General features: G+C 70.6%; 16 protein-coding genes. 3 read left to right on the top strand and 13 right to left on the bottom strand.

Going from position 1 to position 14,021, the window contains the following annotated elements:
- Positions 1 to 113: 113 nt before the first annotated feature.
- The 6 genes from V6R91_RS15140 to infC form a co-directional block, all read right to left on the bottom strand.
- On the bottom strand, positions 114 to 1,034 hold the full coding sequence (locus V6R91_RS15140; RefSeq protein WP_271060753.1) for a glutamate ABC transporter substrate-binding protein: 921 nt from the start codon (positions 1,032 to 1,034) through the stop codon (positions 114 to 116).
- Between the two features lie 66 nt (positions 1,035 to 1,100).
- Complete coding sequence (locus V6R91_RS15135) at positions 1,101 to 1,895, bottom strand: amino acid ABC transporter ATP-binding protein (RefSeq protein WP_231820484.1); 795 nt, start codon at positions 1,893 to 1,895, stop codon at positions 1,101 to 1,103.
- 133 nt (positions 1,896 to 2,028) lie between these two features.
- Positions 2,029 to 2,838 carry a TrmH family RNA methyltransferase gene (locus V6R91_RS15130; protein WP_336395927.1) on the bottom strand — a complete coding sequence of 270 codons (810 nt, stop codon included), beginning with the start codon at positions 2,836 to 2,838 and terminating at the stop codon, positions 2,029 to 2,031.
- A gap of 105 nt (positions 2,839 to 2,943) precedes the next feature.
- Positions 2,944 to 3,330, bottom strand: a complete 387-nt coding sequence (rplT, locus tag V6R91_RS15125; protein ID WP_067243488.1) for a 50S ribosomal protein L20 — start codon at positions 3,328 to 3,330, stop codon at positions 2,944 to 2,946.
- 32 nt (positions 3,331 to 3,362) lie between these two features.
- A complete protein-coding gene (rpmI, locus tag V6R91_RS15120; protein ID WP_067243489.1) occupies positions 3,363 to 3,557 on the bottom strand; it encodes a 50S ribosomal protein L35 in 195 nt (64 codons plus the stop codon).
- An 86-nt stretch (positions 3,558 to 3,643) separates the two neighbouring features.
- Positions 3,644 to 4,255, bottom strand: coding sequence for a translation initiation factor IF-3 (infC, locus tag V6R91_RS15115; protein WP_084344372.1), 612 nt, complete (start codon positions 4,253 to 4,255; stop codon positions 3,644 to 3,646).
- A 249-nt stretch (positions 4,256 to 4,504) separates the two neighbouring features.
- Here infC and V6R91_RS15110 point away from each other — a divergent pair, with 249 nt between their 5' ends.
- Positions 4,505 to 4,894 carry a DUF1844 domain-containing protein gene (locus V6R91_RS15110; RefSeq protein WP_067243491.1) on the top strand — a complete coding sequence of 130 codons (390 nt, stop codon included), beginning with the start codon at positions 4,505 to 4,507 and terminating at the stop codon, positions 4,892 to 4,894.
- A gap of 28 nt (positions 4,895 to 4,922) precedes the next feature.
- Here the strand turns inward: V6R91_RS15110 and V6R91_RS15105 are convergent, their stop codons facing one another.
- Together V6R91_RS15105 and priA are read right to left on the bottom strand one after the other, a co-directional pair.
- Positions 4,923 to 5,744 (bottom strand): SseB family protein, encoded by an 822-nt coding sequence (locus V6R91_RS15105; protein WP_336395926.1) that lies wholly within the window; start codon positions 5,742 to 5,744, stop codon positions 4,923 to 4,925.
- Entirely contained in the window at positions 5,728 to 6,474 is a 747-nt protein-coding gene (priA, locus tag V6R91_RS15100; protein ID WP_067243493.1) for a bifunctional 1-(5-phosphoribosyl)-5-((5-phosphoribosylamino)methylideneamino)imidazole-4-carboxamide isomerase/phosphoribosylanthranilate isomerase PriA, read from the bottom strand. The genes V6R91_RS15105 and priA overlap by 17 nt, the downstream gene beginning before the upstream one ends.
- A gap of 99 nt (positions 6,475 to 6,573) precedes the next feature.
- Between priA and V6R91_RS15095 the strand changes: the two genes are divergently transcribed.
- A complete protein-coding gene (locus tag V6R91_RS15095; RefSeq protein ID WP_336395925.1) occupies positions 6,574 to 7,806 on the top strand; it encodes a MinD/ParA family ATP-binding protein in 1,233 nt (410 codons plus the stop codon).
- A gap of 88 nt (positions 7,807 to 7,894) precedes the next feature.
- On the opposite strand, the gene hisH is transcribed toward V6R91_RS15095, so the two are convergent.
- The 4 genes from hisH to V6R91_RS15075 all read right to left on the bottom strand — a co-directional run bounded on the left by hisH (position 7,895) and on the right by V6R91_RS15075 (position 10,647).
- Positions 7,895 to 8,539 (bottom strand): imidazole glycerol phosphate synthase subunit HisH, encoded by a 645-nt coding sequence (hisH, locus tag V6R91_RS15090; protein WP_336395924.1) that lies wholly within the window; start codon positions 8,537 to 8,539, stop codon positions 7,895 to 7,897.
- The gene (gene hisB / locus V6R91_RS15085) at positions 8,536 to 9,138 is read right to left on the bottom strand and encodes an imidazoleglycerol-phosphate dehydratase HisB (protein ID WP_219084950.1); all 603 of its coding nucleotides are present in this window, start codon (positions 9,136 to 9,138) and stop codon (positions 8,536 to 8,538) included. The genes hisH and hisB overlap by 4 nt, the downstream gene beginning before the upstream one ends.
- Positions 9,135 to 10,229, bottom strand: a complete 1,095-nt coding sequence (locus V6R91_RS15080; protein WP_336395923.1) for a histidinol-phosphate transaminase — start codon at positions 10,227 to 10,229, stop codon at positions 9,135 to 9,137. The genes hisB and V6R91_RS15080 overlap by 4 nt, the downstream gene beginning before the upstream one ends.
- A 67-nt stretch (positions 10,230 to 10,296) precedes the next feature.
- Positions 10,297 to 10,647: a LysM peptidoglycan-binding domain-containing protein gene (locus V6R91_RS15075; protein WP_271060748.1), complete on the bottom strand. Its 351-nt coding sequence runs from the start codon at positions 10,645 to 10,647 to the stop codon at positions 10,297 to 10,299.
- A gap of 256 nt (positions 10,648 to 10,903) precedes the next feature.
- Between V6R91_RS15075 and lexA the strand changes: the two genes are divergently transcribed.
- Positions 10,904 to 11,590: a transcriptional repressor LexA gene (lexA, locus tag V6R91_RS15070; protein ID WP_219084948.1), complete on the top strand. Its 687-nt coding sequence runs from the start codon at positions 10,904 to 10,906 to the stop codon at positions 11,588 to 11,590.
- Between the two features lie 67 nt (positions 11,591 to 11,657).
- Here lexA and metE read toward each other — a convergent pair whose 3' ends face one another.
- The gene (gene metE / locus V6R91_RS15065) at positions 11,658 to 13,979 is read right to left on the bottom strand and encodes a 5-methyltetrahydropteroyltriglutamate--homocysteine S-methyltransferase (protein ID WP_336395922.1); all 2,322 of its coding nucleotides are present in this window, start codon (positions 13,977 to 13,979) and stop codon (positions 11,658 to 11,660) included.
- Positions 13,980 to 14,021: the final 42 nt, after the last annotated feature.

Here is a 14,021-nt window from a genome sequence, read left to right as displayed (position 1 = left end):
CCTTTATAGCGCGTTCCGCTTCGACGCGCAGACGCCCTTCCCCGGATACGCCGCGGCCCTGCCCACCCTCGGCGCGGGGGGGGGGGGCGGCCCCCCCCCCCCCCCCGCGGGAATCACCCGGCCGCGTCGACCTTCGGCTGAGTCGCCTTCACCCCGGACGCGCCGAGGTTCTTGTCGAAGATGCCCTGCCAGATGTCTCCGCCGTCGGTGAGCTGCTCGTTGAAGAACTCGACGAGCGCCGGGTCGTTCTTCGAGACCCCGATGCCGTAGCGCTCCTCGCTGAACGGCTTTCCGACCACCTTGAGGTTGTCCGGGTCCTGTGCCGCGTAGCCGATGAGGATGGCCTCATCAGTCGTCACGGCGTCGACCTGCCCGTTCTTCAGGTCCTCCACGCACTTGGAGTACGTGTCGTACTCCTTGGTCGGCACCTCGGGGTAGTTCTCCTTGATGTTCTGAATCGGCGTGGAACCGGTCGCCGAGCAGACCGTCGTCGACGCGCTGAGGTCGTCGACGCTCTTGATGTCGCTATCGGCCGCGACGAGCAGACCCTGCCCGGTGAGGAAATACGGACCGGCGAAGGAGATCTGCTCCTTGCGCTTGTCGGTGATCGAGTAGGTGCCGACGTAGTAGTCGATGTCGCCGTTCACGAGCGCCTGCTCGCGATTCGCCGATGCGATCGCCTGGAACTCGAGCTTGTCCTCGTCGAAGCCCAACGAGGCGGCCATCCAACGCGCGATGTCGACATCGAAACCGGTCCGCTCATTGGTGACGGGGTCCAGGTAGCCGAGTCCCGGCTGGTCCTCCTTCACGCCGATCGTGACCTTGCCCGCCTTCGTCATCTTGTCGAAGGTGGGGCTGCCCTCCAGCGTCACGTCGGTGGCGACCTCGAACAGCGGCTTGTCGCTGCCACCGGTCTCTTCACCGCCGCCCGTTCCGCCGCCGGGGCTTGTCGGGCTGCCGCTGTTGCAGGCGGTCAGGGCGAGCAGCGCCGCCGCCGCGATGCCGACCGCGGCGAGTCCTCGTGTACGTCGCATGTGATTCTCCTTCTCTCGGTGCTGAGTCTCGGTGTCCGGTCTTCCCCCCGCGGCCGTGCCGGGGGCTCAGTGGGTGAGGAGCTTGGACAGGAAGTCCTTGGCGCGGTCGCTCCGGGGATTCGTGAAGAACTCCTCAGGCGTCGCCTCCTCGACGATGCGTCCGTCCGCCATGAAGACCACCCGGTTGGCGGCCTTGCGGGCGAAGCCCATCTCGTGCGTGACCACGATCATCGTCATGCCCTCGCGCGCGAGCTCCACCATGACGTCCAGGACCTCGTTGATCATCTCGGGGTCCAGCGCGCTGGTGGGCTCGTCGAACAGCATCACCTTGGGATGCATCGCCAGCGCCCGGGCGATCGCGACGCGCTGCTGCTGGCCGCCCGACAGCTGCGCGGGAAGCTTGGACGCCTGCTGTGCGACGCCCACGCGCTCCAGGAGCTGCATGGCCTCCTTCTCGGCATCCGCCTTCTTGAGGCCGCGCACCTTGATCGGCCCCAGCGTCACGTTCTCGAGGATCGTCAGGTGGGCGAACAGGTTGAAGGACTGGAACACCATCCCCACCTCGGCGCGCAGGTTCGCGAGCCCTTTGCCCTCGGCCGGAAGCTCCTTGCCGTCGATGCGGATCGAGCCGCTCGTGATCGTCTCGAGCCGGTTGATCGTCCGGCAGAGCGTGGACTTGCCGGACCCCGAGGGCCCGATGATGACCACGACCTCGCCCTTCGCGACCTGCAGGTCGATGTCGGTGAGGGCCTGGAAATCGCCGTAGTGCTTCTGGACGTTCTCCACCACCACGAGGGGCGAGCCGGCGCCCGTACCTGCCGAGGGGGTCTCCAGGCGCGCAGCGCCATTGCTCTCTGCCATGCCATAAACCTACGGGCGCGGATCCGATCCGCCAACCACCCACGCGCCGTTTACAAACTTGTAATGAGCGCGCGGCGGACGCGCGGCGGCTCGCACGCCCCTGAGCGTCGGCTCCGGCCGGCGCCCCCGGCGGTCAGTCCGAGCCGGCGCGCTGGGCGAACGCGCTCTCGTACAGGCACACGCTCGCCGCCGTGGCGAGGTTGAGCGACTCGGCGCGGCCGAAGATGGGCAGCTTGAGCGCGCGGTCGGCGAAAGACAGCGCCCCGGGCTCGAGCCCGCGCGCCTCATTCCCGAAGAGCCAGGCCGTGGGCCCGTCCAGCACGCCCTCGGCACGCGCGGCGAGCAGATCCTCGCCCTTCACATCCGCGGCGAGGACCTGGACACCGACCTCGTGCGCGCGGTTCACCACGTCGGCGAGATCGCCGCCGACCGAGATCGGCAGGTGGAACAGCGACCCGGTCGTCGCCCGGACGACCTTCGGGTTGTAGGGGTCGACCGTGCGGCCGGTGAGCACGACGCCGTCCGCGCCGGACGCGTCCGCGGCGCGGATGATCGTGCCGAGGTTCCCGGGGTCGCGGACCTCCTCGCAGATCGCGAGCAGCCGAGGGCTCGCGGCGAAGATGTCGCGCACGGACGTCGGGGTCTGCCGGGCGACCGCCACCAGTCCCTGCGGGGTGACGGTGTCCGCCATCGCTCCCAGCACGTACTCGGTGACGTACTCCACGCCGACCCCGTGCTCCTCCGCGGAAGCGCGGATGTCCGGGTGCTTCTCCCAGCCCGTGGGAGTCGCGAACAGGTCGACGATCGCGTCGGCGCGGTACGCGAGGGCCTCGCGCACCGCCTGCGGTCCTTCGAGGAGGAACAGCCCGGTCTCGGTACGGGCACTGCGTTTGGTGAGCTTCGCGACGGCTCGGACGCGCGGGGACCGGGGATTCTCCAGCACGGGGACAGTCTATTGACATCCCGCGCCCAGGCCGCCCCACTCCCCCGCACAGATGACGAGACGGGCGCCCCCGCACAAGGGAGCGCCCGTCTCGGAGAGAGGTGCTTACGCAGCCGACTTCGGAGCGTTCACGTCCGAAGGCAGAGCCTTCTTCGCCGTCTCGACGAGCGAGGCGAACGTGGCCGGCTCGTTGACCGCGAGCTCGGCGAGCATGCGGCGGTCGACCTGGACGCCGGCGAGGCCGAGACCCTGGATGAAGCGGTTGTAGGTGATGCCGTTCTGGCGAGCAGCGGCGTTGATGCGCTGGATCCACAGACGACGGAAGTCGCCCTTGCGCTTGCGGCGGTCGCGGTACGCGTAGACGAGCGAGTGGGTGACCTGCTCCTTCGCCTTGCGGTACAGGCGCGAACGCTGCCCACGGTAACCGGAGGCGCGCTCGAGGATGACGCGACGCTTCTTCTGCGCGTTGACGGCGCGCTTGACTCTAGCCATTTTCCTGTGTTCCTATTCCTGCGTTCGGCGCGTCAGCGGCCGAGGAGCTTCTTGGCGACCTTGGTGTCGTTCTTCGAGAGCACCTGGTCCTGGTTCAGACGACGGGTGCGGCGGCTCGACTTGTGCTCGAGGTTGTGGCGCATGTTCGCCTGCTGCTTCTTCAGCTTCCCGCTACCGGTGATCTTGAAGCGCTTCTTGGCCCCCGAGTGGGTCTTCTGCTTCGGCATCTTCTCTTCCTTCGTATGGCGCCTGTGTCAGGCGACAGGGTTCACCCGCGTGGACGCGGGGGTCTGTGGGCGAGGCGACCGGTCGGTCACTCCGCGTCTTCGGCCGGCGTCGGCGCGCCCGCCTTGGCCTCGCGCGCCGCCTGCTTGTTGGCGGCGCGGACGGCGTTCTGCTCGGCCTTGGCCTCGGACTTGTTCTTGACCGGGGCGATGACCATGACCATGTTTCGTCCGTCGATGGTCGGGTTCGACTCGACGGTCCCGAACTCGGCCACGTCCTCGGCGAACTTCTTCAGCAGGCGCACGCCCTGCTCCGGACGCGACTGCTCGCGACCGCGGAACAGGATCATCGCCTTGACCTTGTCGCCGGCCTTGAGGAAGCCCTCGGCGCGCTTGAGCTTGGTCGTGTAGTCGTGCGCCTCGATCTTCAGACGGAAGCGGACTTCCTTGAGGATCGTGTTGGCCTGGTTGCGACGGGCTTCCTTGGCCTTCTGCGCAGCCTCGTACTTGAACTTGCCGTAGTCCATGATCTTGACCACGGGCGGCTTCGAGTTCGGAGCGACCTCGACGAGGTCGAGGTCGGCTTCCTGTGCGAGACGCAGCGCCGCCTCGATGCGGACGACGCCGATCTGCTCACCCGCGGGCCCGACGAGGCGGACCTCGGGGACGCGGATGCGCTCATTGGTGCGGGGATCGCTGATGCGGAACTCCTTAGACGAGGGTTTCGGCCACCGCGATCGGAGATCGCGGGCGAAATCGGAGTCTCCCCACCCGGCCGACGTTCAGACATCGGCCGCACCCTTGCCTCTTGTCGAGGCCTACCGGCTCGCGCCGGCGGAGTGCTGGACCCGGTAGCCTGGAGCGGCAAGCGCGGGTGGGAATCGAATCCTCTTTCGTGCCGGAGCGGAACGCCCCGGAGCCCGCAGAAGTCTACCAGAAGGCAGCCCTCCGTGACGACTCACGCCGACCACGACCACCATGACGACGCACCCGCCGACACGGCGGGCGACGAATCGGTCGGAGCCGCGACCCGCGACATCGCCGACGTCGCGGCGGTCGAGGTCATCACGACCACGGCGGTCCACCTGATGAGCGCGGCCGCGGTGAAGGTCGGACTGGCCGACGACCCGGAGTCCCAGATGGACCTCGACGAGGCCCGCAAGCTCATCAACGCCCTCGCCGGACTCATCACTGCGGCGGCACCGGAGATCAGCGACATGCACGCGCGCTCTCTCCGCGACGGACTGCGCTCGGTGCAGCTGGCCTTCCGCGAGGCGTCCACGATCCCCGATCCGATCGGTCAGGGCCCCGGCGAGAAGTGGACCGGCCCCGTCACCTGACCCGTCCCGTACCGCGGAGCGAGGCGACTCAGGCGCTCTTGCGCAGCTTCACGGTGAGCGAGTCGACGAGAACGGCGATCCGATCGTCGGCGGCCCACCGCTGCGCCAGCCGCGCGAGCACGGCGTCCAGCACCTCCCGATCCAGCCCGTCCACGAGATCCAGCGTCACGACCAGCTCGGGGCCTCTCAGCCTCGCCTCGGGATCCCCCGGCGACACGGCCACGTCGATCACGGCGAGCTCCGCGGCCACGCTGTCCTGCAGACCCTGGAAGACCTCCGGGGACACGGGGCTCGGCTCCCACGGCTGCGCCTGCGCGATCGCCCAGACGGCGGGGCGCCGGATGACGAACTCGGTCGCCGACGTTGGGTCGACGACGATCAGCTCCGTGTCCTCCGAGGACGCCGCGAGCGCCACGTGCGTCGCCGCCACCGGGATGGGACGCGCCTTGGCGTCCCATCGGGACATCGTCTCGACCGAGGTGAACACGGGCTGGACACGACGGCCGTCCGGCGCCGCGACCGTCACCAGGGAGAGCTCCTGCGTCTTGTCGACCCGCAGACCGGTCGGCCCGATCCCCTCGTCGCCCTTCTCGGCGACGAGGGGCACGAGCACGCGCGCCTGACGGAAGGCGTCGACCACGGCCTCCTGCGGGAGCTCACCGGCACGGAAGCCGGTGAGAGCGGCGAGCAGCGCGGGATCCGCGGAGCCGTCGTCGGCGGCGTGGGCATTGTCCTCGAATCGGCGCCCCGCCCACGGGACGCCCGCGGAGTCCGCCGTGCCGCCTGGGGAGCCGTGATCCTCGCCGGGCGAACCGTGCTCGCAGCCGTGCGCGTCAGTCTCCGGCGACATCCAGCGCCTCGGCCAGGGTGAACGCCCCGGCGTACAGGGCCTTGCCGACGATGGCGCCCTCGACGCCCAGCGGCACCAGCTCGCGAAGGGCGGCGATGTCGTCCAGAGTCGCGATGCCGCCGGAGGCCACGATCGGCTTGGGGGTGCGCGCCGTGATCTCGCGGAGGAGCTCCAGGTTCGGGCCCTTGAGCGTGCCGTCCTTGGTCACGTCCGTGACCACGTAGCGGCTGCATCCGGCGTCCTCCAGACGATCGAGCACGGTCCAGAGGTCCCCGCCCTCCTTCGTCCATCCGCGCGCGGCGAGCGTCGTGCCCCGCACGTCCAGGCCGACGGCGATCGCCTCACCGAACCGGGCGATGACGTCTGCCGCCCACTCCGGGTTCTCCAGCGCCGCCGTTCCCAGGTTGATGCGCGCGGCACCGCTGTCGAGAGCGGCCTCCAGGCTCGCGTCGTCGCGGATGCCGCCGGAGAGCTCGACGTTGACGCTCGGGAAGCGCTTGATCACCTTGCGTAGGAGCGCGGCGTTGTTGCCCCGCCCGAAGGCGGCGTCCAGATCCACGAGGTGGATCCACTGCGCCCCCTGGTCGGCCCACTCCGCCGCCGCGTCGATGGGGTCGCCGTAGCTCGTCTCCGAGCCGGCCTCCCCCTGGGTGAGACGCACGGCCTGTCCGCCGGCGACATCCACGGCGGGGAGGAGGGTCAGCGAGGGGATTGACGCGAAGTCGTTCATGTCGTCCTTGAGGAAAGGGAGGGAAACGCCCGGTGCGGGCACGAGAACCGAGGGTACCCCCGCGTGGGTCGCGCCTCAAATGCCGCTAGGCTCTCAGAAATGTCCGAAGCGCCTGAGTACGAGACGCCGATCGACGGCACCCCCGGTCCGACGGGTGAGCCCCCGCTTGCTCCCCTTCCCTCGGCTCCCCCGGTCCCGTCCGGGTCCTCGCCGTCCGCCGCCGGACCGGATTCCGCGCCGGCACCGGTGACCTCGGCGGACGTTCCTCGCTACCGGCGGAGCGCGCCGGCGGCCGACGAGACGCCGGACACCGAGCCGCCGACCGCGACCCCGCCGATGCCGGCAGCCCCGGTCGGCGCCGCCCCGACGGGGACCCCCGAGCAGCCGACCCGCCGCCAGCAGCGCGAGGCCGGGGAGCGCGCATCCTTCCTCCAGACCGATCCTCGTCCCGAGGAACCCGCGCGCGAGGGCGTGCGGGGCACGCTGAACCGACTGGGCCTGCGGCTGCGGCCCGGCGCCGCGGAGCAGTCCGCGCGCGACGACGAGAAGGCCGTCAGCCGTCACTGGTCCGGTCCCCGCACGATCGCCGTCGTCAACGGCAAGGGCGGGGCGGGAAAGACCCCGACGACCGTTCTCCTCTCCGCGGTCTTCGCCCGGTTCGGCGGAGCCGGTGTCCTCGCCTGGGACAACAACCAGACGCGCGGAACCCTCGGCTGGCGCACGGCCGGCGGCGACCACGATCGCACCCTGCTGGAGATGCTGCCGGAGACCGAGCGTCTCCTCGGCGTCGGGGCCCGGTCCGCGGATCTCACGGACTTCGTGCACCACCAGCCCCGGGAGAAGTACGACGTGCTGCGTTCGAAGCCGATCCGGCTCGCGCACGAGAACCGGCTGCACCCGGCAGACGTGGACGCGATCCACGCCGTGGCCGCCAAGTTCTACCGGCTCATCATCATCGACTCCGGCAACGACGAATCGGACCCGATGTGGCTGCGGATGGTGGACCACGCCGACCAGCTCGTGGTCGCCACCACCACCCGCGACGATCACGCCGAGGCCGGGGCGCTGCTGCTCGAGGCGCTGGAGGAGCGGGACGACCGATCCGCACGGCTGGCGCGCCAGTCGGTGGTGGTCGTGTCGCAGGCCGACCCGAAGGCGACCGCGGGCGACGTCCGTCATGTCGTCGAGGGATATCGTCCGCTCGCGCGGGAGGTCGTCAGCATTCCGTTCGACCACGAGATGGTGGACGGACACCTCCGCTACGGCGCGCTGTCACCGGCGACCCAGCGCGCATGGCTGGCCGCCGGGGCCGCCGTCGCACGGGGGCTCTGAGCGAGGGACGCGGGCGCCTGGGCGGCGCGAGGGACGCGGGCGCCAGGGCGGCGCGAGGAACGCGGGCGCCAGGGCGGCGCCGTGAGGACTAGAGGCTTCCGAGCCAGTTGCGCAGCAGCCGGATCCCGGCCTCCCCCGACTTCTCGGGGTGGAACTGCGTCGCCGACAGCGGACCGTTCTCCACCGCAGACAGGAACGGCACGCCGTGCGTCGTCCAGGTCAGGACGGGCGACGCGAACGGCCCCGCCGCCTCCAGCTCCCAGCGCTGCGCGGCGAAGGAGTGCACGAAGTAGAACCGCTCGTCCTCGAGACCGCGGAACAGCACGCTGCCCTCGCCGGGCGAGACGGTGTTCCACCCCATGTGCGGCAGCACGGGCGCCTCGAGCTCCGTGACCGCACCCGGCCACTCCCCGAGCCCTTCCACGTCGACGCCGCGCTCGACGCCGTGCTCGAAGAGCACCTGCATGCCGACGCAGATCCCGAGCACCGGACGCCCGCCGGCCAGGCGACGCTCGATGAGCTCGTCGCCGCGCTGCGCCGCGAGAGCCTCACGGACCGCCGCGAACGCCCCGACACCGGGGACGACCAGCCCGTCAGCTTCCTGGGCGGCCCGGCGGTCGCCCGTCAGTTCGACCTCCGCCCCGGCCTCCTGCAGTGCCTTGACCGCGGAGTGCACGTTGCCGGAGCCGTAGTCGAAGACCACGACCCGGGGGGCGGCGCCGGCTCGCGTCACAGCGCGCCCTTCGTCGAGGGGATGCCGTCGACGAGCGGATCGGCGGCCTTCGCCTGACGGAACGCCCGCGCGAACGCCTTGAACTCGGCCTCGGCGATGTGGTGCGGATCGCGTCCGCCGAGCACCCGCACGTGCACGGTGAGTCCAGCGTGGAACGTGATCGCCTCGAAGGAGTGCCGCACGAGCGAACCCGTGAAGTGGCCGCCGATGAGGTGCAGTTCGAACCCGCTCGGCTCGCCGTCGTGCACCAGATACGGTCGTCCCGAGATGTCGACGACGGCCTGCGCGAGCGCCTCGTCCAACGGCACGAGCGCGTCGCCGTAGCGGGAGATCCCGCTCTTGTCACCGAGCGCCTCGCGGATCGCCTGACCGAGCACGATCGAGACATCTTCCACGGTGTGGTGCGCGTCGATGTGCGTGTCCCCGGAGGCGCGCACGGTCAGGTCCGTCAGCGAGTGCTTGGCGAACGCCGTCAGCAGGTGGTCGAAGAACGGGACGGACGTGTCGATGCTGCTGCGGCCGGAGCCGTCGAGGTTCAGCTCGACCTCCACCGTCGACTCCGAGGTCGCGCGGTCGCGGCGGGCGGTGCGGGCGGTCATGCTGCCGATCCTACCGAGGCCAGGGCGTCCAGGAACGCCGTCGTCTCGGCCTCCGTCCCCGCGGTGACGCGCAGGTGCCCGGGGATCCCGACGTCGCGGATGAGGACGCCGCGGTCGTACAGCGCCCGCCACGTGGCCGCTGGATCGGCGACGCCGCCGAAGAGCACGAAGTTCGTCCAGGACTCGTGCGGGCGGTACCCGAGAGCCTCGAGAGTCGCCGAGATCCGGTCTCGCTGGACCACGATCTCGTCGACCATCGCAAGCATCGTCGGGGCGTTTCGCAGCGCGGCCACCGCCGCCGCCTGCGTGAGGCCGCTGAGGTGGTACGGCAGGCGCACGAGCCGCAGCGCGTCGATGAACGCGGGGTCGGCGGCCAGATACCCGACCCGGGCGCCGGCGAACGCGAACGCCTTGCTCATCGTCCGCGATACCGCCAGGCGCTCCCGGCCCGGCAGCAGGGTCAGCGCGGACGGCGATTCGTGCGGCGCGAACTCCTGATAAGCCTCGTCCACCACCACGACACCGCGGGACGCCTCGTACACCGCCTCGATCAGCTCAAGCGGAAGGGGGGTCCCGGTGGGGTTGTTCGGCGCGCACAGCAGGATGACATCGGGATCGGCGGCCGCGACCTGCGCGACCGCGTCGTCGACCGAGACGGTGTAGTCGGGCTGACGCTCCCCCGCCACCCACCGCGCCCCGGTCCCCTGTGCGAGCAGCGGGTACATCGAGTACGTGGGCGCGAAGCCGAAGACGGTGCGCCCGGGTCCTGCAAAGGCCTGCAGGATGTGCTGCAGCACCTCGTTCGACCCGTTCCCCGCCCAGATGCTCGCGGCGTCGAGATCGTGCCCGAGGTAGGACGCGAACGCCTCGCGCAGGGGCGTGAACTCCCGGTCGGGATACCGGTTCACCTCGTGAAGCGCGACGGCGATGTCATCGAGGATGTCGTCGGCCACCGCATCCGGGACCGGATGCGTGTTCTCGTTCACGTTCAGCGCGACAGGAAGCGGAGCCTGCGGAGCACCGTAGGGGCGGAGGCCGCGGAGGTCGTCGCGTAGCGGCAGGTCATCGAGGGAGACGGTCACCCTCACCATCGTAGGCGCGGAGCCGAGCCGGGTCCTCCAGATGACGCTTCGGCCAGAGGCCTGGGTCGGCGACCGGCTAGCGACCGGCCGCGTACTCCGCGGGGATCGACAGCTCGTCGCCGACCACCAGCGCGCCCGGGTCCACCAGGTTGAGGCGGGCCATGGCGTCCACCACGTCACGCGGATCGGACTCCGGGGCGACCTCGGCCGCGATGGACCACAGGGTGTCACCCGGCATGACGGTCACGGTGGCGAAGGACCCCGGCGTGGACGCCTCTCCCGAGGCGAGCGCGGAGCCGCCGCTGAGGACAGCGAAGCCGATCGCCGCGGCGACCGGGACAGCGACGAGACCGGCCAGCACGCGGCGACCCCGGACGGTGAGACGCAGCTGGGTGCGCGGGGCCGGGGTGAGGGTGATGCTGCTCATGTCGTCTGCTCCTTCGGGGATCTCGACGTCTGGTCCACCGTCGAGGTGAACCTACGTACCGAACCTATCTTCGAATTCGAACATCTGTCAACCATTCTTCGAGAAAACCTTCGGACGGGATCCCGACACGCTCGAACAGATCTTCCGCATCCGGCGAATACTCGGATACGGTTTCGATATCGGAAGCCCATCACGGACCACCGACATTCGAATCCGCCTCGGGTCCCGACGCCCGCAAGCACCTGGAGGATCAGCCATGAGCGACGGCGCCACGACCGACGCAGACATCCCCCGCACGCGACGCCGCAAGAGCCTCAGCGCCAAGCAGATGGCGATCCTCGAGGTGATCCAGACCTCGATCGCGCGGCACGGCTACCCGCCGAGCATGCGCGAGATCGGCGACGCCGTGGGGCTCAAGTCCCTCTCCAGCGTCACGCACCAGCTCGGCCAGCTCGAGCTGAGCGGCTATCTGCGGCGCGATCCGGGCAAGACCCGGGCGATGGAGGTGCTGATCGACCTCCCCGGCACCGCGGGCGAGAACCCGGCGGACACGGCGCCGTCCGTGGGCGACGCCGCCCTCGTGCCGCTGGTCGGCCGCATCGCCGCGGGCATCCCGATCACCGCCGAGCAGCAGGTGGAGGAGATCTTCCCGCTCCCGCGCCAGCTGGTCGGCAAGGGCGACCTGTTCATGCTCAAGGTGTCCGGCGAGTCCATGATCGACGCGGCCATCTGCGACGGCGACTGGGTCGTCGTGCGGTCGCAGAACACCGCCGACAACGGCGAGATCGTCGCGGCGATGCTGGACGGCGAGGCGACGGTGAAGACGTTCCGCCAGCGCGACGGGCACACGTGGCTGCTCCCGCGCAACTCCGCGTTCGAGCCGATCCTCGGCGACGACGCCGTGGTGCTCGGCAAGGTCGTCGCGGTCCTGCGCGCCGTCTGAATCCGCGCGCCGGCCCGGTGCGAGAAGAGGCGCCCTCCCGCGGGAGGGCGCCTCTTCCTTTGGCCGCTCAGACCGCGGCCGGGACCTCGGCACGGACGCGACGGGTCGCCTCCACGATGTTGCGCAGGGAGGCGTTGGTCTCCTCGTAGCCGCGGGTCTTCAGCCCGCAGTCCGGGTTGACCCAGAGCTGACGCTCCGGGATCTCCGCGACGGCGCGGCGCAGCAGGGTCTCGACCTCGTCCGCGCTGGGGACGCGCGGCGAGTGGATGTCGTACACGCCGGGACCGATCCCGTGATCGAATCCGGAGCCCGCGATGTCCGCGACGACCTCCATGCGGCTGCGCGCGGCCTCGATCGAGGTGACGTCGGCGTCGAGGGCGCGGATCGCGTCGATGACCACGCCGAACTCGGAGTAGCAGAGGTGCGTGTGCACCTGCGTCGCCGGCGCGGCGCCGGCCGTGGCCAGACGGAAGGAGTCCACCGACCACCGCAGGTACGCCGGCTGGTCGTCCTTCTTCAGCGGCAGGAGCTCGCGCAGCGCCGGCTCGTCCACCTGGATGACGCCGATCCCGGCTGCTTCGAGGTCGGCGATCTCGTCGCGCAGCGCCAGGGCCACCTGGTTCGCGGTCTCGGTCAGCGGCTGGTCGTCGCGCACGAACGACCAGGCGAGGATCGTCACCGGTCCGGTGAGCATCCCCTTGACGGGCTTCGCCGTGAGCGACTGCGCATACGCGGACCAGTCGACGGTGATCGGCGCCGGGCGCGAGACGTCCCCCCAGAGGATCGACGGACGGGTCGCGCGCGAGCCGTAGGACTGCACCCACCCGTGCTCGGTGACGTCGAACCCGTCGAGGTGCTCGGCGAAGTACTGGACCATGTCGTTGCGCTCCGGCTCCCCGTGGACGAGCACGTCGAGACCGAGGTCCTCCTGGAGGTCGATGACGCGGCGGATCTCCTCGCGCAGGAAGTCCTCGTAGTCCTCCTTCGTGACCTCGTCCCGGAGGTAGCGCGCCCTGGCCCGGCGGATCTCGCCCGTCTGAGGGAAGGACCCGATCGTCGTCAGCGGCAGGCTCGGCAGGTCCAGGGCGGCCTCCTGCGCGGCCACGCGGGCGTCGTAGTCGCCGCGGGAGAAGTCCTCGGCGGTCAGCGCCGCGGTGCGCTCCCGCACCGATCCGTCCCGGACGCCCGGAGCCCCGAGGCGGTCGGCCAGGGCCGCGGAGGCGGCGTCCAGCTCCGCGGCGATGGCGCTGCGTCCCTCGACGAGGCCCTGCGCCAGCGTGACGACCTGCGCGACTTTCTGATCCGCGAAGGCGAGCCACGAGACCAGGCGGGCATCCAGCTTCGACTCGTCGTCGACATCGTGCGGGACGTGCAGGAGCGAGGTGGACGTCGACGCGGAGACGGCTGCGGCACCGAGCTCTCGGAGCGCCTCGAGGCGTGCGAACGCCCCGGCGAGGTCGCCCCGCCAGATGTTGTGCCCGTCGACGACGCCGCCGACGAGGGTCTTCTCCGCCAGCCCCGGAACCGCCGCCGGGACCTCCCCGCGGACGAGATCCAGCCCGATCGCCTCGATCGGTGCCGTGGCGAGGACGGCGAGGTTCTCCCCCAGCGAGGCGTACGGAGCGGCCACGAAGATCGACGGCCGGTCCGTCGCGGAGCCGAGCGCCGCGTACGCCCGCGACGCTGCTGCGCCCAGGATCGTCGGAGCGGCGGGAAGGGACTCGCTCACGAGGGCCGGCTCGTCGAGCTGGACCCACTCCGCGCCCGCGGCCCGCAGCCGCGCGAGCAGCTCCCGGTACACGGGAAGGAGGTCATCGAGGCGGGTGAGCGGGTCGAAGCCCTCGGGAGCGCCGTCCGCCGCCTTGGCGAGAGCGAGCAGGGTCACCGGCCCCACGACGACCGGACGCGTCACGAAGCCCGCCGCGCGGGCCTCCTCGACCTCGCGGACGAGACGCTCGCTCGACAGTGAGAAGGAGGTCTGCGGGCCGATCTCCGGGACGAGGTAGTGATAGTTCGAGTCGAACCACTTGGTCATCTCCAGCGGCGCACGCTCGCCCTCGCCGCGGGCGATGGTGAACGAGGCCGCGAGACCGATCGATCCGTCGGCGTCGCGGAGGTCCTCGAAGCGCTCGGGGATGGCCCCGACGGTCACCGCCGCGTCCAGGACGTGGTCGTAGAACGAGAACGATTCCGGGATGGCCGAGTCGGCGCGACCGAGGCCGCGTGCGGCCAGCCGGTCACGGGTCTTCGCACGCAGCTCCGCGGCGGTCCGTTCCAGCTCCTGCTGGTCGATCCGCCCGGCCCAGAACGCCTCGACGGCCTTCTTCAGCTCGCGGCGCGGTCCGATGCGGGGGTAGCCGAGGATCGTTCCTACGGGGAATGCGGTCATGGCGGTCCTCTCTCTGGGTGGGAAGTCTCGAAGGTCGGGGTT

It is taken from the genome of Microbacterium sp. CCNWLW41, from assembly GCF_037083505.1.
This window is presented reverse-complemented; position numbering and strand designations above follow the sequence as displayed.